Source organism: Heliomicrobium undosum (assembly GCF_009877425.1).
Taxonomy (GTDB): Bacteria; Bacillota; Desulfitobacteriia; order Heliobacteriales; family Heliobacteriaceae; genus Heliomicrobium; species Heliomicrobium undosum.
Genome location: NZ_WXEY01000018.1, coordinates 52156 through 75165, shown reverse-complemented (window position 1 = coordinate 75165; position 23010 = coordinate 52156). Strand labels below are relative to the sequence as shown.

Here is a 23010-nt window from a genome sequence, read left to right as displayed (position 1 = left end):
TTACCGTATTCGCCAGCGGCAAAACTGTACGTACAATAGCTAACAACAAGATAAGCCGCAAATGCCGTTGATGCGAATAATACTACGCTTAATAGGGAAGATGTTACAGTTGCAATTACTTTTTTCATTAAAATGTTTACCACCTTATATCTTATTCATGCACTACAGAACCCGGTAAAACCAATAGCCATTTGTTTTTTTCTTTAACAGCCTGTAGTCTAAACTTTTCTACTCCATCAGGATATTTAAACTCAACGATTAGTTCTGCATTACTCCCATCAATTATTTTTGTATCAATTATTTTATAGTCAAGAATCGGATTGCTTTCCTGGAGTTCTTCATATTGCTTTTTAATATTACTTTTATCAAAATCTTTATACCTCGTGTCAGTTTTGACGTTTTCCAGAAATTTATCAATTTGCTTGGTTTTAATTTTTTCTATTGATGAGGCCGTCTCCATTTGTACCTGAGTGAGGATCTTTTTGTCATCCGCTAGATTATCTGAGGATGATGCGTACGTAGCAAACACAATTGAGGTTAAAATCCCTGTAACTACAGCCGTAGCAATTAATTTACCTTTTCTCGCCATGTCGTGCTCCTCCTTATTGTTCTAAATAGTATTTTTTTAATTCTAGTGTAGTATTTATTCCATGTACACACCCCTAACTGCTGTACTGCACCTGCGAAGTTTATTATAAACATTAATTTAATATTGTAAAGATAGTATCATTCTGCTTTTTTCGACATTTGTCGATTTTAATTTATGTTTTTTTCTTTTAATTCAATGTTTTTACCTTCACAAACGGCTTTTTTCTAATTAATAACATAAATAAGTGGGAAAAGAAAAAACGACTTCTTCTAGTCGTTTAGAAACCATATAAACGGATTTAATACAATGTCTCCAGCCTTGTCCCAGGATAGTAATGGCCGAGGATCCCCACGTAACGGTCGCCCTTTTCGCCCATCGCCACCGCCCCGGCCTGGCAAAGCCCGACGGCGTGACCATGGCCCCTCGTCTCGACGCGCAGGCCGCTGCCGTCCCAGTTCAGGCGCAGATCCGTCGATGCCAGTCCCAGGGCGTTGCGAAAGCGGGTTCCCTCGATCTCTTCGCCGGCCACGCGGACTCGTTTCACCCGCCCCGTCTCGGTCCGGTCGACGACCTCGACAGCATTGCGACGCAGTTTGGAGGCCATTGCCGCCAGCGCCGTTCCCAGCCGGGCATCCAGTTCACCCGGTGTAAACCGCGCCTCCCGGAGTTCGGGCTTCTCCGGGCAGGAAACGCTCTGCAGATAGGGGATCTCCCTCCCCCAGACAGCGGCGGCCGACTCGGTCCTGCCGCCGCAGGAGGCGTGATAAGTGGCGTCGATGACCTTGTTCTTATAGAGCAACATCTGCCCGCGCGTCGCTGCAACGGCGCTCAAAATCTGTTCAGTAAAGCGAGGCGTGTTAAGCGCCCCCCAGCGTTGCAACCGTTGCTCCGGCGACAACCAGACCTGGCAGTGCACCGTGGCGCATAAGGTCTCACCGCGTTCAACGCGCAACCAGGCAAAACTGCGGGCGGCGACGGCCATGGCTTTCAATGCCTCGGGCGGATCCTGGGGCTGCATCTCACCGGCCAGCACACCGACCAGGTATTCCTCCATCGGCATGCGGATCATTTGGTCCTGCTCCGTTCGCACCGTCACTTCCGGCCCGGCGGCCGGGGAGAGGCGCAACCGCAGGTACGGGCCGTAGACGGACAGCCAGGGGATCGCCAGGACAACCAGCAATCCGGCGATCAACGTCATCGCCAACCCCAACTTCCACCGCCGCAGATTCCACCGTCGCTGTCTCCAATGCCGCACGCGCGCCTCCCCCCTCCAGCATCCATGCGCATCTATGTGTATGCGCGGTGTTAGAGGAAAAATGACGCCAACAACAGGGAATTCAGCACTCCGCGTGGGCGCGATCGATCCGGGCACCGACCTCCCGGAGCTTGCCGACAATATCGTCGTAACCGCGATCGATGTGATGGACGCAACCGATTTCCGTCGTGTCATCGGCAGCCAGGGCGGCCACGATCAGCGCCGCGCCGGCCCGCAGATCTGTCGCTTTGACAGGCGCGCCATAGAGCTTAGGGATGCCCTGTACGACAGCGGTCCGACTCTCCACCTTGATCTGGGCGCCCATCCGTTTCAATTCATCGACATGCATGAAGCGGTTTTCGAAGACCGTTTCCGTCACCACGCCGGTGCCTGTGGAGACAGACAGCAACGCCATCATCTGCGCCTGCATGTCCGTCGGGAAACCGGGGTAGGGCAGGGTCTTGATGTCGACGGCGCGCAAGGGTTGATCGACAGTCACGCGCAGGCTCGTCTCCATCTCCTGGACGGTGGCGCCCATCTCCTTCAGCTTGGCGATGACCGGCTTGACATGATCGATGATGATGTTGTCCACCGTCAGGTCGCCGCCGGTGGCGGCAGCCGCCACCATGTAGGAGCCCGCTTCGATCCGATCTGGGATCGGTGTGTAGGCGCCGCCTTGCAGCCGCTCGACGCCTTCGATCTTGATGACCGGCGTGCCGGCGCCCTTGATGCGCGCCCCCATCCGGTTCAGGTAGTTGGCCAGGTCGACGATCTCCGGCTCCTCGGCGGCGTTTTCGATCACCGTTTGCCCTTTCGCGAGGGAAGCGGCCATCATCAGATTCTCCGTCGCTCCCACAGAGGGAAAATCCAGGTAGATCTGGGCGCCTTGCAACTGGCGGCAGTGGGCCTCCACATGGCCGTGGTCGAGGCGGACCTTGGCGCCCATGGCCTCCAAGCCTTTTAGGTGCAGGTTGATCGGCCGGGAACCGATGGCGCAACCGCCCGGCAATGAGATGACAGCCCTTCCGAGTCGCGCCAACAAGGGACCGAGCACGAGGAAGGATGCGCGCATCATACGCACAAACTCGTAAGGCGCCTCTTCACCGGAAAGGGATCCGGTGCGGACGATGATATTCCCGTTTTGCCGCGCCACCTCACAGCCCATGTGCTGCAGCAAGGCGCAGGTCGTATCCACGTCAGCCAGTCGGGGAACATCGGCGATCGTCGATTCGCCTTCTGCCAGCAGCGACGCGATCAGGATCGGCAGCACCGCATTCTTGGCGTTGCTGACACGGATATGTCCAATCAGGGGGTTGCCCCCGCGCACAACAATTTTTGTCTCCATCAATTCTGTCTGCCGTCTTCACCGTTCTCCGGGAGCCGGCCGCCCCCCTTTTTTTGGGTAATCCGCAAACCGCTGGGTATGTAGGAAGTCGAAAGCGATTCAACAACCCAGTTTAGATTCGACAGGTCACAACGCTTTCCTGCCTAAAATACTTTCTCCGGAACCTTTTTCGGCTACACATGCATCTCTTGGATGGGATCCGATTACATCTCCTGGATCAGCAAGGGATAGCCGAAAGCAAAGTGCGTGTTCCTATCGACGCCGTAATAGCGCGCCATCGCCTGGAGATTCATGTTTTCATCGCCCATGCGAATCCCCCCGGGCAACAGGGGACAATAGGCGCTGATGACGACCGCCTCCTTGGCGGAACTCCGCAGTGGCTGGGCCTGCAGGCGTGCCAGACAGTCGCTGATCACCCGTTCCTGTTCTTCGGGCGCTGAAAATCCCGGCCGGATCCCTTGCAAGCTTAGGCTGAATTCACATCGCCCGCGACCATCGGCCAAGCCGTAAAGCCGTTTCAGCCGTTCGCTCGCTTTTACATCGGCCAGGGGTTCCCGGAGAACAGCGGTCAGGTGACCCCGCTCCCCATCGCTCTGCAGCATCAGGTCCAAACGGCTGCCTTTTCCGTCATTACCGCGCAGGAGTGCGAAGAGCCGATGTCCGTCGATGCGGATGACCGGGGTTTCTGCGGCGTCTTGACCGGCGATCTCTCGGAAATGTCTTTTCAGCAACGTCTCGGCGACAAGGCGTCGCTCCTTTTCCTCGGCTGCATTCAGGAGTTCGGAATCCACCGGCATGGAGAGGGTGACGGCGGCATCTTGGGGCGAAATCCCTGAGGCCTGCATGGCCGAAGCGAGGCTTTCGATCACCGCCGGATCGATCCGCTTGCCTGCCCCTTCACCTGTCCCTTGATCCGGATGTCCCGTTTCCGACGTTGCGCCGGCAGCACTGCGGCCCTTTTCGTCAGTCGAATTTTCCGGGCCGGGCGATTGCACCGGGCCAATCGCATCCGGTGAAGCCGGCCCGTAACCCCTCTCATGGAAGCCTCTCTTTCCCGGCTGGTTCCCGAAAGGCGGCGCCAAGGTCGTCCACACCTCCAAAAGGGAAGGCGTGTAATCCCGCACATATCCGGCGACAGTCGCTTCCACGGACGGCATCTGCCGGATCACCCACTGGGCGCCTTCACCGCCGTTGCGAAAGAGCAGGAAAAAGCTGAGAAACAGGAACAGACCCACCTGGACGATCAGATAAAATAAAAACTTGAGCACAAAAAACACCCTCAAAGGCAAAGGTCTGTTTCCAGTCTTGCCCAGGAGGGTGACCGTTAAACGTCAGGTCAGACCGAGCTTCAGCCGGGCTTTGCGGGCGGCGCGACGCATCAGGTTCCAGCCGTTGGCGGTGGTGCGCAAGGGGTTCATCATCTCCGGTTTCTGGCGGAAGATGCCCGCCTCGAAGAGGGGGAGGAGCGCCGAGGCCCATCCGAACTGGGTCAGGTGGATCATGTTCTTCCAGTAGGCCCGTTCCCGGTCCTCTTTGGAACCGGTGTGGGTCCACCAACTGAAGGAATGGTACATCTCTTCGATGGGACGAGACTGCTGCTGCTTCAGCTCCTCCCAGGTCAGCAGTCCCTTATCGACGGCCAACTTTTCGATGTCAGTGCCCGGCAGGAAGCTGAGGCCGTGCAGGTTCAGGGTGAAGGGCTTATGCAGCTTCATGCAGAGGTGGTAGGTCTTCTCCAGGTCTTCCACTGTCTCAAAGGGGCTGTCCAGGATCAGGTCGTAGATGACCTCGGGCACCTTGGCTTCGGCCAGGATGCGGCTCATCTCGATCAGTTCCTCGTCTGTCTCGGGGCGGAAGTAGATCTCCTTGCGGATGCGCGGCGAACCGTGCTGGATGCCGACGACGACCTGATGCAACCCTGCCTCAACGAGCATCGCCATGATCTTTGGCTTGATCTTGTGCGGGTGTCCCCAGATGTTGAAGGGAAGGCCGATCTCTTGTTTGTAGCGACCGACGAACTCGCGGACCCAGGACTCGTCATCGGCGAAGATCTCGTCCCAGAACCAGACCATGCGCATGTTCTTGACGAGGCCTTTTGCCCAGCGCAGTTCCGCTAGGGTGCTGTCAACAGATCGCTGGCGCACGAAGGGTCCCTTGCCCTTGTAGATCCGTTTCAGGTTCAGGCTGCTGCAGTAAGAGCAGACAAAGGGACAGCCTCGGGAAGCGCTCATCTCATAGGAGACGCTGGCCACCTGAGGATCACAGCAGGTGAGCTTGCCGTCGCTGATGTGGTACATGGCGCCGCTGCCCATATCTGGGAAGGGCAGTTCATCCAACTGTGCTCGCAGGTGGTTAAGGGGGTTGTCGATAACAGTGTCGCCGCAACGGTAGGTGAGGTTGGGCACCTGTGTTAGGTTAGGCGGCTCACCAACATCAGTTGCTGCGGAGAGCGCCTCCACAAGGTCGATGATCGCCTCATCGCATTCGCCGCGCATCACATAGTCGCAGTGATCCAAGGACTCTTTCGGAAACATGGTGGGATAGACGCCGCCCCAGACGAGGGACGCCGCCGGAAAGGCTGCTTTGATGCGGCGGGACATCTCATGGGCCGCCGAGAGATAGAAGGTGGACATGACGCTGAGACCGATCATGCGTGGGTTCAGTTCCATCAACTTGTCCACCAGCAGCCGGTACTCCTCCTCGGAAGGGCTGCGCGCGTTCAAGCTGTTGAAGTCTTTAAAGAAGATGATGCTGACAGGGTAGCCCTTCGCCTTCAAGACCGATGACAGGGCGCGCACGCCCAGCGCCTTGGAGTTGTAGAGGCCGATAAGCACGATGGGATAGTCTTTCATCCAAACAACCTCGTGTGATCATTATTGCGCCCTGATTGAAACCTACCCGAAACAGCTAAAATTATGTATCCTTTACTTCTATTACCTTCGAATACGTGTATCGATTACTTGAAAAAAGAAAAGGGCGCCTCCCCTCATTATACATAAGGGAACGGCGCCGACACAATCCGCATCGGTTATTCTTTTTTCGCGGCCTCCAGGCGCAGGAGCGCCCGCTTGAGGGCCATCTCGGCCCGCATCAGGTCCACATCGGCGTTGCCGACTTGGGCCTTTTCGATCCGCTCTTGCGCCCGCCGGCGGGCGGCCTCGGCCCGGGAGATGTCGATCTCCACGAGTTGTTCGGCCGCGTTGGCCAGGACGGTCACTTTATTATCGGCCACTTCCAGGAAACCGCCGGTGATGGTCAGTTTCCGGCTCTGGCCGCCCTTGGTGTACTCCAGCAAGCCAATGGTCAAGGCGGTCAGCATGGGAGCGTGGTCGGCCAGGATACCGAGGCTGCCCTCGATACCGGGAGCGGAGGTGAACTCCACTTCCTCATTGACGACCACCCGCTCGGGAGTAACCACCTCGAGTAGGTAGGTCTTTTCGGCCATGACAGGTCACTCCCCTCTTTACGCCATATCTTTGGCTTTGGCCACCGCTTCTTCGATGGTGCCGACCATGTAGAAGGCGTTTTCGGGAAGGTCGTCGTGTTTGCCTTCGAGGATCTCTTTGAAGCCCCGGATAGACTCCTTGAGGGGGACGAACTTGCCGGGGGTGCCAGTGAAGGCTTCGGCCACGTGGAAGGGCTGCGACAGGAATCGCTGGATCTTCCGCGCCCGGGCGACGACGATCTTGTCGTCTTCCGAGAGCTCGTCCATGCCGAGGATGGCGATGATGTCCTGCAGTTCTTTGTAGCGCTGCAGGATCTTCTGCACGCCCCGGGCAACGCTGTAGTGCTCGTCGCCGACGACATGGGGGTCCAGGATCCGTGAGGTGGAATCGAGGGGGTCGACGGCGGGGTAGATGCCCAGCTCGGAGATGGCCCGCGAGAGAACGGTGGTGGCGTCCAGGTGGGCAAAGGCCGTCGCCGGCGCCGGGTCCGTCAAGTCGTCAGCAGGGACGTAGATGGCCTGGACGGAGGTGATGGAACCGTTCTTCGTCGAGGTGATCCGCTCCTGGAGCTGGCCCATTTCGGTGGACAGTGTGGGCTGGTAACCGACGGCGGAGGGCATCCGGCCGAGGAGAGCCGACACTTCCGAACCGGCCTGGGTGAACCGGAAGATGTTGTCGATGAAGAGCAGCACGTCCTGGTTCTGGACGTCGCGGAAGTACTCAGCCATGACGAGGCCCGAGAGGGCCACGCGCATCCGGGCCCCGGGGGGCTCGTTCATCTGGCCGAAGACCATGGCGACGTTCTTCAGGATGCCCGAGTCTTTGAATTCATGGTACAGGTCGTTGCCCTCACGGGTCCGCTCACCGACGCCGGCGAAGACGGAGTAACCGGAGTATTCCATGGCGATGTTGTTGATCAGTTCCTGGATCAGAACGGTCTTGCCGACGCCGGCGCCGCCGAAGAGACCGACCTTGCCGCCCTTGGCGTAAGGAGCGAGCAGGTCGATGACCTTGATGCCTGTTTCGAGAACCTCTGTGGAGGGCTCCAGGTTTTCAAAGGTCGGGGCGTTGCGGTGAATCGGCCAGGCTTCCTTGGCGACGACTTCGCCGGCCTCGTCGATGGGGTCGCCGAGGACGTTGAACATGCGGCCCAGGATCTCGGCGCCGACGGGAACCGAGATGGGAGCGCCCGTATCTTGGGCTTTCATGCCCCGCATCAAACCGTCCGTGGAGGACATGGCGACGCAGCGGACAGAGTTGTTGCCCAGATGCTGGGCGGCTTCCAGGGTGATGTCGATCTCGAAGCTGCCCTGGTAGTTCTCCTGGTCGGCAGAACGGATCTTGATGGCGTTATAAATCTCAGGCAGTTGGCCGGGCGGGAACTGAATGTCCACAACCGGCCCGATGACCTGGATTACATTTCCAAAGTTCATCGAATGCGTAAACCTCCTCCGGTCGGAGTGACTGCCTGCCTTCGATTAGCCGAGGGCTGCCGCGCCGCCGACCACCTCGGAGATCTCCTTGGTGATGGCCGCCTGGCGGGCCCGGTTGAAGGACAGGGTAAGCTTGTTGATCATTTCTTTGGCGTTGTCCGTCGCCGATCCCATCGCCGTCATGCGGGCGCCCTGTTCGGAGGCTTTCGACTCCAGCAAGGCCCGGTAGATCTGGTTCTCCACATACTTGGGAAGCAGCTCGTCCAGGACGGCCTCCGGGCTCGGTTCGAACTCATAGAGCGGCTGGGGACCCTTGCTGTCTTCAGCGGCGCCCGCTTCCCCGGCCTGGGCCGGGATGGGCAGGAGCTGCATCTGAACAGGCTTTTGGGTCAAGGCGGAGTAAAACTCGGTGAAGACGAGTTGCACCTGGTCAACGGTCCCCTGTTCGTAGAGTTCCATGACCTTGGCGGCGATCTCCTTGGCCATGCCGAAGGAGATGTCCTCGCCCAGACCTACGTACTCCGCTTCGATCGTGTTCCCCATCCGTTTGAAGAAGTCGCGGCTCTTGCGGCCGACACAGACCAGGGAGACATCGTCGCGTCCCTTGGTCTCGTTGTTCACCTTGCGGATGATGTTGGCGTTGTAACCGCCGCAGAGGCCCCGGTCAGCCGTGATGACCACGTAGCCGACCCGTTTGACCTCCCGCGTCTCCAGAAGGGGATGGTTCACGTCGGTGGCAGCCGCCACAAGACGGGAGAGAACCCCCTGGATGCGCTTGGCGTAGGGGCGGGCCTGAATGACCTTCTCCTGGGCCTTGCGCAGCTTCGCCGCCGCCACCATCTTCATAGCCTTGGTGATCTGCTGGGTGCTTTTGATGGAACGGATGCGGCGTTTGATATCGCGCATTCCGGGCATTCTATTTTCACCTCGCTATTGCCGAGAGTCTAGTCCGGCAGACTCCCAGTCTTAGGCCACGAAGCCCTTCTTGAAAGCTCCGATAGCCTCTTTGAGCCGCGCGGTGAGATCATCGCTGAGGGCTTTCTTTTCCCGGATATCTTTGAGGATGTCGGCCTTTTCCGTACGCAGGTACTTGATGAAGCCTTCCTCAAACTTGAGCACGTCGGCCACCGGGATGTCATCGAGATAGCCGTTGACGGCGGAGAAGATGATGGCCACCTGCTCCTCGACAACCATGGGCTTGTACTGATCCTGCTTGAGGATTTCCACCAGGCGCTGACCGCGGTTCAGGCGGGCCTGGGTCGCCTTGTCCAGATCGGAACCGAACTGGGCGAAGGCGGCCAGTTCGCGGTACTGGGCCAGTTCGAGGCGGAGGCGGCCGGCGACCTGTTTCATCGCCTTGATCTGAGCGGAGCCGCCGACACGGGAAACGGAGATACCGGCGTTGATAGCCGGGCGGATACCGGAGAAGAACAGGTCTGATTCCAGGAAGATCTGGCCGTCGGTGATGGAGATGACGTTTGTCGGGATGTAGGCCGACACGTCGCCAGCCTGGGTCTCGATGATCGGCAGCGCCGTCAGCGAGCCGGCGCCATTCTCGTCAGAGAGTTTGGCGGCCCGTTCCAGCAGGCGGGAGTGGAGATAGAAGACGTCGCCGGGGTAGGCTTCGCGGCCGGGCGGGCGGCGGAGCAACAGGGACAGTTCCCGGTAGGCGACAGCCTGTTTGGACAGGTCGTCATAGATGCAGAGGGCGTGCTGGCCGTTGTAGAGGAAGTACTCGCCCATGGCGCAACCCGAGTAGGGGGCGATGTAAAGGAGCGGCGCAGGCTCAGAGGCGGTCGCCGAGACGACGATGGTGTAATCCATGGCGCCGTGCTCTTCCAGCGTCTTGACGACGCCGGCGACGGTGGACGCCTTCTGGCCGATAGCCACGTAGATGCAGACGACGTTCTGGCCTTTTTGGTTGATGATCGTGTCAACCGCGACAGCCGTTTTACCGGTCTGGCGGTCACCGATGATCAATTCCCGTTGGCCGCGGCCGATGGGCACCATGGCGTCGATGGCCTTGAGACCCGTTTGCAGGGGCTCATGAACCGATTTCCGCTTGATGACGCCAGGGGCAGCCGACTCGATGGGACGGAACTGCTTGGCGTTGATGGGACCCTTGCCGTCCAGGGGCTGGCCGAGGGGGTTGACGACGCGGCCGATCAGTTCGGGACCGACGGGAACTTCCACGATGCGGCCCGTCCGCTTGACTGTGTCGCCTTCTTTGATCCCCGTGTAGGGGCCGAGAATAACGCAACCGATATTGTCTTCTTCGAGGTTGAGCACCATGCCGTAAACCTGACCGGGGAACTCCAACAGTTCGCCGGCCATGGCTTTTTCCAAGCCGTAGATGCGGGCGATGCCGTCGCCGACCTGGATGACGGTGCCGGAGTCGGCAGCCTCCAGGGGCTTTTCATACCGCTCGATCTGTTGCTTGATGATGGCGCTAATCTCTTCAGGACGTAAACTCATGGACGGTTCTTCACCCCTATTCTCTAGTGAGCGTGTCGAGTTACGAGAGGGAGGGCAGGGGAGCCCGCAGGAGGCTCTCTCTCAGGTCCCGGATCTTTCCGGCTACAGAACCGTCGATAATCCGGTCGCCAAAGGCGACGACCAGACCGCCGATCAAGCTGGGATCAACCTGCTGGCGCAGGACGATCTCTTTGCCGGTGGCGGCGGCCAGTTGCGACCGCAGGCGTTCCACCTGCTCCGGCGCCAGCTCGACAGCGCTCGTCACCCGTGCTTCCTCAATGTTGCGCACCTTGTTGGCCAGGCGGACAAACTCCCGGAAAATGTCGGCGAAGTAGTTTTCCCGCCGGCGATCAATGACAAGGAGGATGAAGGCCCGCGCCGTTTCCGAAAAAGCGCCCGTGGCAAGCAGTTTGCCCACCAGGTCTTTTTTCTCAGCGACAACGATGGAAGGATGAAAGAGGACCCGCTGCAGTTCCGGATGATTGTCGATCATCTCGATGAAGCGGCCCAATTCCGCTTCCAGCGCATCTAAGTTCTTGGTTTGGGTTCCGATCTCCAGGAGAGCCTGCGCGTACCGGCGAGCGACAGCGCCTGTTAGCATGGCAGTTTCCCCACTTCGTTGATGACCTCGTCAACCAGTTGGCGCTGGGTCGGGTCATCCAGGTTCTTGCGGATCACCTTTTCCGCAGCCAGAATGGACAGGCTGACGACATGGCTGCGCAGTTCTTCCACGGCTTTTTCTTTTTCCCGCTGGATGTCGGCGACAGCCTTTTCTTTGAGGCGGTTGGCCTCTGCCTGGGCGGCGGCGACGATTTCCTGCGCTTTTTCTTCACTGACCTTGGTGGCGCGTGCGATCAGGTCATGGGCTTCCTGGCGGGCCTTGGCCAGTTCGGCGGCATTCTCGGCCCGCATCCGGTTGGCTTCTTCCAGATCGTTTTCGGCGCGGTTGATCGACTCCTCGACCTTTTGACGCCGTTCGTCAAGGGCTTTCAAGATAGGCTTGAAAGCGACCTGCTGGAGGATGAAGACAAGGATCAGGAAGCTGATCAGCATGGCCAGAAAGGTCTCGTTCAGATTGAGCGCGTGAAGGACCGATTCTAGCACCGCTTAACCTCCTTAAACGGAGCAAACGCTACGCTGTATTTCTTTTTGGTGGAACCGATTACTGGGTTGCGGCGGGCTTACTTGCTGCCGACGCCGTAGAGCAGGAAGGCGATAACGACGGTGATGATGGGGAGAGCTTCGATCAGACCGACGGAGATGAACATGGTCGTTTGCAGGGCGCCACGGGCCTGAGGCTGGCGGGCGATGCCTTCCACCGTTTTGGAGGTGACCATACCGTTACCGATGGAGGCGCCGAAAGCGGCGAGACCGACGGCGAGACCGGCACCTAAGAGAGCAAAAGCTTTGACATCCACAAGAGATCGCTCCTTTCAAATGTTCAGCCGTTGCGGCTGGGCGGGACTCCTCGTCCCTGATTTTTTTGATTGGTTTTAATGGCTATCGGCTGCGCCGATGGCTTGCGAGATGTACACGATCGTCAGGACCGTGAAGACGAAGGACTGGATGGCGCCGACGAAGACGGAGAATGCCAGCCAGATCACGTGGGGTATAAACCCGCCCAAAACATAGACCAGTCCGAAGGGGATGAACGTGAGGAGCACCTTGATCAGCACTTCGCCAGCGAAGATGTTCCCGTAAAGACGGAAGGCCAGGGTGACGGGTTTGGTCAGCAGCTCGATCGCATGGATCGGAAAGAAGAGCCAGTGCGGCGAGAAAAAGTGCCCGAAATAGTGGGTCCCGTTGTACTTGATCCCGTAGTACTGGGCCAGGACGATGGTCATCGTGGCCAGGGCCAGCGTCAGGTTCAAGTCGGCCGTGGGCGACATGGCGTTGCCGGCGGTGTGCAGGTGGCCGAGCCCGAAGGTGAAGTTCGGGAATAGGCCGATCATGTTGGAAACAAAGATAAACATGATCAGCGTCACCAGGTAGGCCAGCAGTCCCGCCATTTTCTTGTAGTCGGTGTTGTCTGCGACAATCTTGGCGACAAAGTCGATGACGTACTCCCAGACGGCGACGATTCGGTCAGGGATGCCGCTGGTAGCGCGTCTTCCCGCTATGTAGCCAAAAATGATGAGAATGGCCATGACCAACCAGGCGAAGAGAAGTGTGTCGGCCCAAAAGGTCATTCCCATAAAGTGCCACTCCGGACGCACGTGTTCTTCCATGTGTTTTCTGATTCACCCCTTTCACTTGTTGTTTTCCCAGTAGTAAGGTTTCCGGCTCTCCAACCAACCGATGACCGTCGAGGTGACAGGCGTCATCAGCAAGCCGAGGCCGGTCGTGAGGAGATCAAACACCCCGGGGGTTTTGAACGCGAGCAGCAAGGCCAGCAGTCCCAGGCTAAATCGCGCCAGGGCGCTGAGTTGGATGCTGCGAACGGCCTTCTCGGGGGATTGATTCTCCAGGCGGCGGAGCCGCATCGAAAGAAGCCAGGAAGCCAGGATCCCGGAGAACCAGCCAAGGGCAAACCCGGCAGGATACTCCGGCCTATCGACAAAGGGTATCAGCGCCAGGCCGACTCCCACCCCTAGGAGGCCCAACCGCCATACCTTGGACAAAAGGCGCTGCAATTCCATGAGCTTGTCCTCTCTCGTTACCACCTTGCCGGGCGTATCGCAGAGGGTCAGGGTGATGGCTTTTTCTCCGGTTTACCTTCATCTTCCTTGAAAAAGGTAGTTACCAGGTAATAGACACCGAAAAACCCGCCGGCGACGCCCAGCAATACACCAGTGAGCATCAGCCACGGGTCCGTCCCCCAAGCCTTATCCGCGTAGCGGCCTGCCGTAAACCCGATGAATACCGAGGCCGCGAACTCGGCGCCGATGGTAGAAGCCAGCGCGAACGCTTTGAGAACCCGACGAGAAGGCAGATTCAGTTCGGCCAAGCCGCTCCCTCCCACTGCATACAGGCAAAAATAGGATGCCCTGGATGGTTCGGCCTCATTCTCTCTTTCCCTCTGTCGCTTTTCTTCAACAGTGCTTCGGCAAAGCTCATACACATTTTAGCCGACATTTAGTATTCGCGACGACAGGCCAAAATCCTTTCATGTGCCAAAAAGAACAGCAAAGTCGCAAAAGAATACAATATTCGTAATTCAAGCCATCTGTGGCGAAAAGGGTTCCGGCCTGGCTTGCGACCTCTGAAAATGATACAGAATGGCCTGGACCGTCCGCTCGGACGCCTTGCCGTCACCGTAGGGGTTGACGGCGTTGGCCATGGCCTCGTAAGCGCGCCGGTCGCCGAGCAGGGTGAGCGCCTCCCGCGTGATGGCCGCGGCGTCGGTTCCCAACAGTTTCACCGTGCCGGCGGTGACCGCCTCAGGACGCTCCGTCGTGTCGCGCAGCACCAGCACCGGTTTGCCCAGCGAGGGCGCTTCCTCCTGCATCCCCCCCGAGTCGGTCAAGACCAGCGTCGAGCGGGCCATCAGGTTGACAAAAGGTTCATAATCCATCGGCTCGACCAGATGCACTCGGGGATGATCGCCGAGCACCTCGGCAACGACCCTCCGGACAGCCGGGTTTTTGTGAACCGGGAAGACGACGGCCGCCTGGGGACGCGCCTCCAGGATCTCATAGAGCGCCCGGTAGACCTGGCGCATCGGTTCGCCCAGGTTTTCCCGGCGGTGGGTCGTCACGAGCAGGATCTCCCGTCCTTCGAAGTCGATCCCTTCGAGGGCGGGATCATGAAAACGGTAGTCGGGCTTCACCGTCGCCAGCAAGGCGTCAATGACCGTGTTGCCTGTCACGTAGATGCTCTCTTCCCTTATCCCCTCCTGCAGCAGGTTCTGCCGCGACGTAGCCGTCGGGGCGAAATGCAGGTCGGCGATGGCGCCGGTCAGGCGGCGGTTCAACTCCTCAGGAAAGGGCGAGTACTTGTTGTGGGTGCGCAAACCCGCCTCGACATGGCCGACCGGGATCTGCTGATAAAAGGCGGCCAGGGAGGCCACAAAGGTTGTCGTCGTATCGCCGTGGACCAGGACCAGATCAGGCTTCTCCTGCTCCAGCACCGGCTTCAGGCCGAGCAGCGCCCGAGAGGTGACATCATAGAGGGTCTGCTCCGGCGCCATGATGTTCAGGTCATGATCGGGCGTGATGTGAAAGAGTTCGAGCACCTGGTCGAGCATCTCCCGGTGCTGGGCCGTCACGGCCACCTTCGAGATGATCTGGCCCGGATACTGCTCCAGCGCCTTGACGACCGGCGCCATTTTGATCGCTTCCGGACGGGTTCCGAAGATGGACATTACCTTGATCGGTTCTGGCACCCGCTTCACTGCCTTTCCAGTTTTTCTCCGCAGATTGGATATCCGTGTGAGAACGCCAAGGGAGAGCGTGGCTCACGAGCACGGTTTACGGAACATCCCTTCCGCCGCTTATGTAACCCCGCTGGATTAATTTTTCCCGGTGTTCAGCGATGAGGCCATCCAGATCCACGTCCAGTTGGTACATGAAGGTGGCGCAGGTCTGCATCACATCAAGCAGTTCCCGGGCGATCAACTTGTCGATCTCTTTCGGGGTCAATTCGTCTTCCGCCCCATCGCTGCCCATAGAGGCCGCGAGCTCGGCCAGTTGCGCCGCCAATCCCGCTTCCGAGATTCCCTGTCCCGATTGGAGCAATCCCTCGATCCTGCGGGCCACTTCCCGGGCGCGCAGCTTGCGCATCACCGCCTGTCGCTCCTCCCCGTTAAGGCGTCGCACCTTCCCGCAGATTTCGGCCAGTTCGCCGGCCTCTTCCACGAGTTTGATCATGGTGCTCTCAATGGTGGGTGACAGCGCTAAACGGGGGAAGACCGTTTCCAACTGCTTGACCAGATCGGTCATGGCGGCTCCCCCCTTATCCTTGCCTTCATGCTGTTGGCGCTTCGTTGATCGCTTTTTGCCTGGGCAGATGGATAACCTCGATCCAGGGGGCCATCTTGAACCAGTCGTGATCCGTATGATAGTCTCGGGCAAAGACGACCCGGGTTATACCCGAGGAGATAATGACTTTCGAACATTCGGCGCAAGGCCGGTCGGTCACGTAAATCGTCGCGTCTTTCCGCTCCTCCGGCGAACACTCCATGATCGCGTTGACCTCGGCATGGATCGTTCTGACGCAGTGGTTGTTCAACATATAACAGCCTTCATCGGCGCAATGGGGCAGGTTGGCGGGGCTTCCGTTATAGCCTGTCGCTTTGATCCGCTTGTCCTTTACGATCACGGCGCCGACGCTGCGCCGGGGGCAGGTGCTGCGGCTGGACACCGCAAAGGCGATGTCGATGAAGTAGCTGTCCCAGTCTTTGCGCATGTGAGTCCCCTATCTCGTCCGACTTTCTCAAAAAAGGACCTAGCGTTACATTTGCGTAAATCGGGGCGGATTGGCTCCGCTCGCTAAGGGCTGCGCGGCGGCTCGCTGGGTTGCTTCGCGGGCGCGCCAAACCTCTGGGCTTTTCTGCATGTGAACCGTGGCGCGCTTTTCCGCTGCGCAACCGGCGCTCGCGACGCCGCTCCGCCCAAACCGCTCGCTCCGCCAATCCGCCCAGATTTACTTTATCCGATCGTTAGAGCTCAGCTTGACTTATCATCCGCGAGAAACCACTTGTCCAAGAAAAAAGATAAAAAATCTCTGCGCATTAGCCCACCCTTAATAATAGCGGGCTTTCTTTTCTATCGCAACGGCCTTCCCAAAAAAGACCTTTGCCTGAAAATTGATTCCAGACAAAGGTCTTTTTGTTTCGTGCCCCTTATTTCGTTCCGAAGAGGCGGTCGCCGGCGTCGCCGAGACCGGGGATGATATAGGCATGATCGTTCAGGCAGGGGTCGAGGGCGGCGGCGAAGATGTCCACATCGGGGTGATCCTGTTCGACGCGGGACACGCCTTCGGGGGCGGCGATCAGGACGACCAGTTTGATGTGACGGGCGCCCTTCTGTTTGAGCAGGGTGAGCGCCGCCGACGCAGAGCCGCCGGTGGCCAGCATCGGGTCGATGACGATCATGTCCCGCTCCGACACGTCGGGCGGCAATTTGCAGTAGTACTCCACCGGCTCCAGCGTCTCCGGATCGCGGTAGAGTCCCACATGGCCGACCTTGGCCGCCGGGATCAGCTTGACGAAGCCGTTGATCATGCCGAGTCCGGCCCGCAGGATGGCCACGACGCCCAGTTTTTTGCCGGCCAGCACCTTCGTCTTGGCCACGGCGACGGGTGTCTCCACCTCCGTCTCGGCAAGGGGCAGGTCCCGGGTCACCTCGTAGGCCATCAGCATGGCCACCTCTTCGACCAGTTCCCGGAACTCCTTGGAACCCGTGTTCTTTGAACGGATGAAACTCAATTTATGTTGGATCAGCGGGTGATCCATGATCACAACCCTGGCCATCTCAGTTCCCCCCGGTGTTCAATTGTTAGCGCATTTCATGGTGCGACGGGCGGCGAGGATCAGGCGTAGAGCGGGAAACGGGCGCAGAGCGATTCCACGATGGCGACGGCTTTTTGCATGGCCGCCTCGCTGCCGTCTGACAGGCACAGGTGGATCGCTTCGGCCACCTGATCCATGGCGGCTTCATCCATGCCCCGGCTCGTCGCGGCCGGCGCGCCGACACGGATGCCGCTGGTGACGAAGGGACTCTGCGGATCGAAGGGAATCGCATTTTTGTTGACCGTGATCCGGCACTCGTCGAGACGCTTCTCCGCTTCCTTGCCGGTCAATTGCTTGTTGCGCAGGTCGACAAGCATCAGGTGGTTATCCGTCCCGCCGGAGACGAGTTGGAAACCGCGGTCGGTCAGGCCTTTGGCGAGCGCGGCGGCGTTGGCGACGATTTGCTTCTGGTAAGCCGTGAACTCCGGCGCCATGGCCTCTTTGAAGGCGACGGCCTTGGCGGCGATGATATGCATCAGCGGACCGCCCTGCAGGCCGGGGAAGATGGCCTTGTCGACCTTGGCGGCCCACTCTTTTTTACAGAGGATCATACCGCCGCGGGGACCGCGCAACGTCTTGTGGGTGGTGGTGGTGACAAACTCGGCGTAAGGAACGGGCGAGGGATGAAGTCCTGCCGCCACCAGGCCGGCGATGTGGGCCATATCGACCATCAGCATGGCCCCGACCTCATCGGCGATGGCCCGGAAGCGGGCAAAATCGAGCTCACGCGGGTAGGCGCTGGCGCCGGCAACGATCAACTTGGGCTTCGTTTCCCGGGCGACACGCGCCACCTCGTCATAGTCGATGCGGCCCGTATGTTCATCGACGCCGTAGGCGACGAAGCGGAAGTACTTTCCTGATATGTTGACGGGCGAACCGTGGGTGAGGTGCCCGCCGTGGGCGAGATTCATGCCCAGAACCGTATCGCCTGGTTCGAGGCAGGCGAAGTAGACGCCCAGGTTGGCGTTGGCGCCCGAGTGGGGCTGCACATTGGCATGTTCGGCGCCAAAGAGCGTCTTGGCCCGTTCGATGGCCAGCGTTTCCACCTGGTCGACAAATTCGCAGCCACCGTAGTAGCGTTTTCCCGGATACCCCTCGGCATACTTGTTCGTCAATACGCTGCCGGCCGCTTCCAACACGGCCTCGCTGACGAAGTTCTCCGAAGCGATCAATTCAATGTTGTTTTTCTGGCGGTTCTTTTCCCGGTCCATCGCGACCGCCACTTCAGGGTCGACCCGGTGCAGATGCTTCCATTCACTCACGAAAATGCTACCTCCAATATATCATTTTTCTTCAGGCTATGCAGTGAAGCCATTGACGCGCTTATTCCGTACAACCCCTGTAAAAGAAGACCTTCGCTTGCCTATTTACCGGTAACAGGCCCGTTCCCCGCCGATCAGCTTCGGCCGGGTCCGGGCCGCTGTCAGGCGCGCTTCGCCGATCTGCCGGATCGCCAGGCGGACAGGCACGGCGACGGCTCTCAGGTGCATCCCGATCAGCGTCTCGCCGATGTCCAGGCCGGCGTGAGCGCGGATCGCCTCGACGACGACGGGCCGGGAGAAATGCTCCATCGCCTGGGCCGACAGTGAGCCGCCGGCTTTAGCCACAGGCCGCACAGAGACCTCCTCCAGTTCCCGGTGCAGCCGCAACAACTCCCCTTCCACGACGAGGGCGCGGTTGAGGTGTTCGCAACACTGGATCGCCAGGTAGACCCCCTTGGGGGACGTCACCGAACGGAGCGCCGTCAGGATCTCCTCGGCCACAGCTTCCGACCCTTTCGTGCCGATGACCGCCCCGATCACCTCGGAGGTGCTGCAGCCGACGACCAGGATCTGCTCCGCCTGCAGGTTTGCCACCTGCAACAGTTCTGTGGCAGCAGCGGTCACCTGCGCCCCGATGCCGGTCATCCCTGCGTCCCCTGCCCCTCGATGGCCCGCAGCATGTCCACCCGCCGGGCATGCCTGCCGCCGGCAAAAGCCGACGAAAAGAAGGCCGCCACGATGTCCCGGGCCAGGCCGGGACCGGTCACCCTCGCCCCCAGGGCGAGCACATTGGCATCATTATGTTCCCGGGCCATGCGGGCCGAAAAGGTGTCGCCGCAAAGGGCGGCGCGGATGCCGGGAACCTTGTTGGCGGCGATAGAGATGCCGATCCCTGTGCCGCAAACGACAATGCCAAAATCGGCTTCCCGGTCGACAACCGCCTTGGCCACCTTGACGCCGAATTCTGGGTAATCGACCGAATCCTCGGAAAAGGTCCCCATATCGATGACCTCCGGCTTGACGCCAGCCAGTTCCATCTCCTCCGCCAGAAAGCCCCGGATTTCCTCTTTCAGCCGGAACCCGCCGTGGTCGCTGCCGATGGCGATCTTCATCCTGCTCACTCCAACGTGTCTTTTTCTTCTCAAGGATACGTTCTTTTTTCTTCCCGTGGATAATCATGCCAACGGTTGAGGTTAACCCCTAAAGCAGTAATATTTCGACATGGAATAGCTTATCCCTTTTCATGACGACAAAACACGATAAAAAAACATCGGTTGACCGCTGTCAAACGATGGGTTCCACGAACCGGTGCAGGGCTTTGCGCAACGCCCCTTCGATCTCGCTGGCGTTTTGTTGATAGACATGCTCGTCCATCCCAAAGGGATCGGCGATATCCCCGGCGCCGCCGGCGTACTCCTTCAGGGTAAACACCTTGGCGGCCTGCTCCGGCGCCAGCTGGATCACGCGATCACGGTGACTGCCGGTCATGGTCAACACCAGATCGGCCTCCCGGATCATGCTTGGCGTGAGGGAAGTGGCCCCATGGTCTTCCAAGTTGAGCCCGCGATTGGCCATTACCCTGCGGGCATGAACAGACGCCGGCGCCCCTGGCCACGCCGAGGTGCCGGCCGAAACCACACGGATCCGAGCCGCTTGGCCCATTTCGGTCAGGAGCTCACCGGCGATCGCCTGGGCCATGGGGCTGCGGCAGGTGTTGCCGGTGCATACGAACAACAAGGTAAACATCGGTATCCCTCCGGACTTGGCTGACCTTAACCAGGACTGGCGCTTCCAAGCAAAAGCTTAATCCCAATGCCCAATAAAATCAAGCCTCCCGCCAGTTGCGCCGTCGCGCCGAGCATCCGGCTCACCTGTTGCCCGATCAGGCAGCCTGCGACCGTCATGATCCCGGCAACAACGCCAAAGGTCAACACCGTCGGGATCAACTGCGCCCCCACCGTGCCAAGGGAAAAGCCCACGCTCAAGGCATCCATGCTGACGGCCGCCCCGATGACGACCAGCCCCCAGATCGTCGGCGCAAAGGGGCGCCCGCCGGCGATGGCCCCGGCGACGCCCGAACCGTTGCCCAGACGCCGGGGGCCACTTACCGGAGAGGCAGGCCCTTCCCGCTTCTCCTTCCAGGCGTGATATATCATCCGTCCGCCCAGAAAAAAGAGCACCGCTGCGCCGATGAAACTGGCCAGACGGCCCACGACCAAACCGAGGGCGCTCCCAGCCAGGATGCCGAACCAAGGCATGAAGATATGAAAGAGCGCGACTACAAGTCCGAGAATGAAGGCGTCGCGGCGGCGCACCCCTTCCATGCCGATGCCGAGGGCCATAGAAAAGGCGTCAGCGCCCAACCCCACCGCAAGCACACCCAAAGTCCAATACTCCATTCCCCAACCTCCACTTCGCCGGAATTCGCCCGGAACCATGGAAAGCCAAGCCATGATAAGTTATATGCCTTGGAAAAGGGGACGAGAAGACTGCTTTTATCCCAGCCAGCGACGCCCTCCGGCTGCTTTCTCCAGGCGGTTCATCAGCGCCGAGCCGATGCCCCTATGTGGATAGGTTTCGGCGACAATACGAACAACGGTCGTCTGATCGAAGGCGCGGATCGCCCCAAAGAGGCGCTGGGCCACCGTAGTCAAGTCTTCCCGAGAACCCGTCAGACGAACCACCCATTTCTCCCCACGACCGGCATCACCACTCCGCTGGAGCACCGGCTCGATCCTGCGGTAGGTATCTTCAGAAATCAACAATCCTGTCGGGCTGACGCCATAATCGGCATTTTCAGCAGGATCGGAGAGCAACCGGCGCAGCGCCTCCACCTGCCCTTCCCAACTCCCTTCAAGCAGGTAGAGGGGCGCCCTGGGCGCATAATGGACATACTTCATGCCCGGAGAAGGCGGTATAAAGTACCCCACTTCACGGCTGGGCTCAATATCCCCATCACAGCGGAACTCGGCAGGCGCCTCATCCTTGCTAGCGACAACGTCAACGCAATCGACGGTGCGCTCCACCGTAAGGGATGTCCGCACAGGAATACCCAGCGCTTCAATCATCTCCCGCGTTACACCGCCGGGCCGCAGGATCACCGCCGCATCGCCCGTGGCGTCGACGACCGTCGACTCCAACCCGAAATCGCAAGCCCCCCCGTCGACGATGCCGTCGATGCGCCCCCATAGGTCCTCGCATACATGGGCAGCCAGCGTCGGGCTCGGCCTGCCGGAACGATTGGCCGACGGGGCGGCAACCGGCGTCCCTGCCTCGCGGATCAGCGCCCGGGCGACAGGATGAGAAGGCATGCGGACTGCCACCGTCGCCAGCCCAGCAGTGACCACGGGAGGAACCTGCTGCGACGCCGGCAGCACTAACGTAAGCGGTCCCGGCCAAAAGCGTTCAGCGAGACGCCGCGCCCGTTCGGGGAAATCAACGGCGAGCCTCGCAACCTCGTCTATATCGGCGATATGTACGATCAAGGGATTATCGGACGGACGCCCTTTGGCGGTGAAAATCCCCGCCACCGCCTTATCGTTTAAGGCGTCAGCGCCCAAACCGTAGACCGTCTCCGTCGGAAAAGCGACGAGGCCGCCTGTTTGCAGGCAGGCGGCGGCTTCGCGAAGCCCTTCCGGGGACACCTGTTGCGGTTCGACGCGCCAGATTTTCGTATCCTTAAAATCCTGTGCCATGTTTCAATGATCCCTTCGTAACGCAATCAGGGCCTATCGAATTGAACATCCTCATCAGCGCCGAATCAATGTTTCAGGAAAAGGGGTTTCGTATTCAGATATCCTGCCCGCCCCCGATTCGTCCCTATACCTTTGACGACCGAGAGGGATCTCAGACCTTTTTTTCCCCCGGCCAGACGGCGGTCACCACCCGGTCATGGCCTTGCCCGTCGCGGATGATCCGGATATCTGCAAACCCCTGCGCCTCCAGCAGCCCGGCCACGTCCCCTCCCTGGTTATAGCCGATCTCCAGTGCGACAAACCCGCCCGGCTCTAGGACGAGACCGGCCTGGGGGATTAGTCGGCGATAGCAGTCCAGACCGTCTTCCCCGCCGTCCAGCGCCAGCTTCGGTTCAAAGCCGGCCACCTCCCGCTGCAGCGACGGAATATCCCCGGCGGGGATGTAGGGAGGATTGGACAGGACCGCATTCAGGCGGATGCCGGCTTCGATGGCCGGCCCCAGCAGATCCCCCTGGGTAAAGCGGATCTGCCCGGCTACGCCATGCTGTTCCGCATTCTGGCGGGCGACGGCCAGTGCCGCCTCCGAAAGGTCGGTGGCCAGCACCTGCAACCGGGGGTGCTCCCGGGCCATGGCCACGGTGATCGCGCCCGATCCGACGCCTACATCAGCGATCCACGTCGTCGCCGTCCTGTCCCGCTGTCCCAGCAGGGCCAGCGCCGCCTCGACGAGCAACTCCGTTTCCGGCCGGGGGATGAGCACCGCCGGGGTGACCGTAAAATCGAGCCCCCAAAACTCCTGCCGCCCGGTGATGTATTGTAGGGGACATCCGGTCAACCGTCTTTGGATCAGTTCACCGAGTCGTTCCTTTTGATCGTCTGAGAGTCGATCACGCAGCCTGGCGAGCAGACCCGCCCGGCTGACACCGAGCCCATAGGCGAGCAATACCTCCGCCTCCAAGCGGGGCGACCCGATCTCTTTTTGCATAAAAAAAGAAACCGCCGCCTGCAGAGCTTCCCCAACAGTCGCCGGCTTCCATTCCAATCGATTCATCTCTCTCT

26 protein-coding genes are annotated in these 23010 nt (G+C 59.5%); all 26 read right to left on the bottom strand.

Features of this window, described 5'->3' with window-relative positions; all coding sequences use genetic code 11:
- Positions 1–151: 151 nt before the first annotated feature.
- Positions 152–589, bottom strand: a complete 438-nt coding sequence (locus tag GTO91_RS13735) for a hypothetical protein (protein WP_161259302.1) — start codon at positions 587–589, stop codon at positions 152–154.
- A gap of 298 nt (positions 590–887) precedes the next feature.
- Positions 888–1844 carry a stage II sporulation protein D gene (gene spoIID / locus GTO91_RS13730; protein WP_161259301.1) on the bottom strand — a complete coding sequence of 319 codons (957 nt, stop codon included), beginning with the start codon at positions 1842–1844 and terminating at the stop codon, positions 888–890.
- Between the two features lie 82 nt (positions 1845–1926).
- Positions 1927–3189 (bottom strand): UDP-N-acetylglucosamine 1-carboxyvinyltransferase, encoded by a 1263-nt coding sequence (murA, locus tag GTO91_RS13725; protein ID WP_161259300.1) that lies wholly within the window; start codon positions 3187–3189, stop codon positions 1927–1929.
- A 203-nt stretch (positions 3190–3392) separates the two neighbouring features.
- Positions 3393–4457, bottom strand: a complete 1065-nt coding sequence (locus GTO91_RS18700; protein ID WP_161259299.1) for a YwmB family TATA-box binding protein — start codon at positions 4455–4457, stop codon at positions 3393–3395.
- 63 nt (positions 4458–4520) lie between these two features.
- Positions 4521–6041: a B12-binding domain-containing radical SAM protein gene (locus GTO91_RS13715; RefSeq protein ID WP_161259298.1), complete on the bottom strand. Its 1521-nt coding sequence runs from the start codon at positions 6039–6041 to the stop codon at positions 4521–4523.
- Positions 6042–6217: 176 nt separating this feature from the next.
- Entirely contained in the window at positions 6218–6634 is a 417-nt protein-coding gene (locus GTO91_RS13710) for a F0F1 ATP synthase subunit epsilon (RefSeq protein WP_161259297.1), read from the bottom strand.
- Positions 6635–6652: 18 nt separating this feature from the next.
- Positions 6653–8068, bottom strand: coding sequence for a F0F1 ATP synthase subunit beta (atpD, locus tag GTO91_RS13705; RefSeq protein WP_161259296.1), 1416 nt, complete (start codon positions 8066–8068; stop codon positions 6653–6655).
- 45 nt (positions 8069–8113) lie between these two features.
- Positions 8114–8983, bottom strand: a complete 870-nt coding sequence (gene atpG / locus GTO91_RS13700) for an ATP synthase F1 subunit gamma (RefSeq protein WP_161259295.1) — start codon at positions 8981–8983, stop codon at positions 8114–8116.
- A 51-nt stretch (positions 8984–9034) separates the two neighbouring features.
- A complete protein-coding gene (atpA, locus tag GTO91_RS13695; RefSeq protein ID WP_161259294.1) occupies positions 9035–10543 on the bottom strand; it encodes a F0F1 ATP synthase subunit alpha in 1509 nt (502 codons plus the stop codon).
- Between the two features lie 40 nt (positions 10544–10583).
- Complete coding sequence (locus GTO91_RS13690) at positions 10584–11144, bottom strand: F0F1 ATP synthase subunit delta (protein WP_161259293.1); 561 nt, start codon at positions 11142–11144, stop codon at positions 10584–10586.
- A complete protein-coding gene (gene atpF / locus GTO91_RS13685) occupies positions 11138–11647 on the bottom strand; it encodes a F0F1 ATP synthase subunit B (RefSeq protein ID WP_161259292.1) in 510 nt (169 codons plus the stop codon). Before atpF ends, GTO91_RS13690 begins: the two co-directional genes overlap by 7 nt.
- Before the next feature lie 77 nt (positions 11648–11724).
- Positions 11725–11961 carry a F0F1 ATP synthase subunit C gene (gene atpE, locus GTO91_RS13680; protein WP_012282004.1) on the bottom strand — a complete coding sequence of 79 codons (237 nt, stop codon included), beginning with the start codon at positions 11959–11961 and terminating at the stop codon, positions 11725–11727.
- Between the two features lie 75 nt (positions 11962–12036).
- Positions 12037–12738 carry a F0F1 ATP synthase subunit A gene (gene atpB / locus GTO91_RS13675; protein WP_161259291.1) on the bottom strand — a complete coding sequence of 234 codons (702 nt, stop codon included), beginning with the start codon at positions 12736–12738 and terminating at the stop codon, positions 12037–12039.
- Between the two features lie 54 nt (positions 12739–12792).
- Positions 12793–13182: an ATP synthase subunit I gene (locus tag GTO91_RS13670; RefSeq protein ID WP_161259290.1), complete on the bottom strand. Its 390-nt coding sequence runs from the start codon at positions 13180–13182 to the stop codon at positions 12793–12795.
- Positions 13183–13229: 47 nt separating this feature from the next.
- The gene (locus GTO91_RS13665; RefSeq protein WP_161259289.1) at positions 13230–13490 is read right to left on the bottom strand and encodes an AtpZ/AtpI family protein; all 261 of its coding nucleotides are present in this window, start codon (positions 13488–13490) and stop codon (positions 13230–13232) included.
- 210 nt (positions 13491–13700) lie between these two features.
- Positions 13701–14846 (bottom strand): non-hydrolyzing UDP-N-acetylglucosamine 2-epimerase, encoded by a 1146-nt coding sequence (gene wecB, locus GTO91_RS13660; RefSeq protein ID WP_161259306.1) that lies wholly within the window; start codon positions 14844–14846, stop codon positions 13701–13703.
- Between the two features lie 106 nt (positions 14847–14952).
- Positions 14953–15423, bottom strand: coding sequence for a nucleoside triphosphate pyrophosphohydrolase family protein (locus GTO91_RS13655; protein ID WP_161259288.1), 471 nt, complete (start codon positions 15421–15423; stop codon positions 14953–14955).
- Between the two features lie 25 nt (positions 15424–15448).
- Complete coding sequence (locus tag GTO91_RS13650; RefSeq protein ID WP_161259287.1) at positions 15449–15889, bottom strand: deoxycytidylate deaminase; 441 nt, start codon at positions 15887–15889, stop codon at positions 15449–15451.
- Between the two features lie 436 nt (positions 15890–16325).
- Positions 16326–16955, bottom strand: a complete 630-nt coding sequence (gene upp / locus GTO91_RS13645) for a uracil phosphoribosyltransferase (RefSeq protein ID WP_161259286.1) — start codon at positions 16953–16955, stop codon at positions 16326–16328.
- Between the two features lie 59 nt (positions 16956–17014).
- The gene (locus GTO91_RS13640; RefSeq protein ID WP_407929531.1) at positions 17015–18262 is read right to left on the bottom strand and encodes a serine hydroxymethyltransferase; all 1248 of its coding nucleotides are present in this window, start codon (positions 18260–18262) and stop codon (positions 17015–17017) included.
- A gap of 99 nt (positions 18263–18361) precedes the next feature.
- Entirely contained in the window at positions 18362–18901 is a 540-nt protein-coding gene (locus GTO91_RS13635) for a TIGR01440 family protein (RefSeq protein ID WP_161259284.1), read from the bottom strand.
- Complete coding sequence (gene rpiB, locus GTO91_RS13630) at positions 18898–19368, bottom strand: ribose 5-phosphate isomerase B (RefSeq protein WP_161259283.1); 471 nt, start codon at positions 19366–19368, stop codon at positions 18898–18900. The genes GTO91_RS13635 and rpiB overlap by 4 nt, the downstream gene beginning before the upstream one ends.
- A 172-nt stretch (positions 19369–19540) precedes the next feature.
- Positions 19541–20002, bottom strand: coding sequence for a low molecular weight protein arginine phosphatase (locus GTO91_RS13625; protein WP_161259282.1), 462 nt, complete (start codon positions 20000–20002; stop codon positions 19541–19543).
- A gap of 26 nt (positions 20003–20028) precedes the next feature.
- Complete coding sequence (locus GTO91_RS13620) at positions 20029–20655, bottom strand: manganese efflux pump MntP (protein ID WP_161259281.1); 627 nt, start codon at positions 20653–20655, stop codon at positions 20029–20031.
- Between the two features lie 96 nt (positions 20656–20751).
- Positions 20752–21951, bottom strand: a complete 1200-nt coding sequence (locus GTO91_RS13615) for an L-threonylcarbamoyladenylate synthase (protein WP_161259280.1) — start codon at positions 21949–21951, stop codon at positions 20752–20754.
- A gap of 151 nt (positions 21952–22102) precedes the next feature.
- Positions 22103–23002: a peptide chain release factor N(5)-glutamine methyltransferase gene (gene prmC / locus GTO91_RS13610; RefSeq protein ID WP_161259279.1), complete on the bottom strand. Its 900-nt coding sequence runs from the start codon at positions 23000–23002 to the stop codon at positions 22103–22105.
- Positions 23003–23010: the final 8 nt, after the last annotated feature.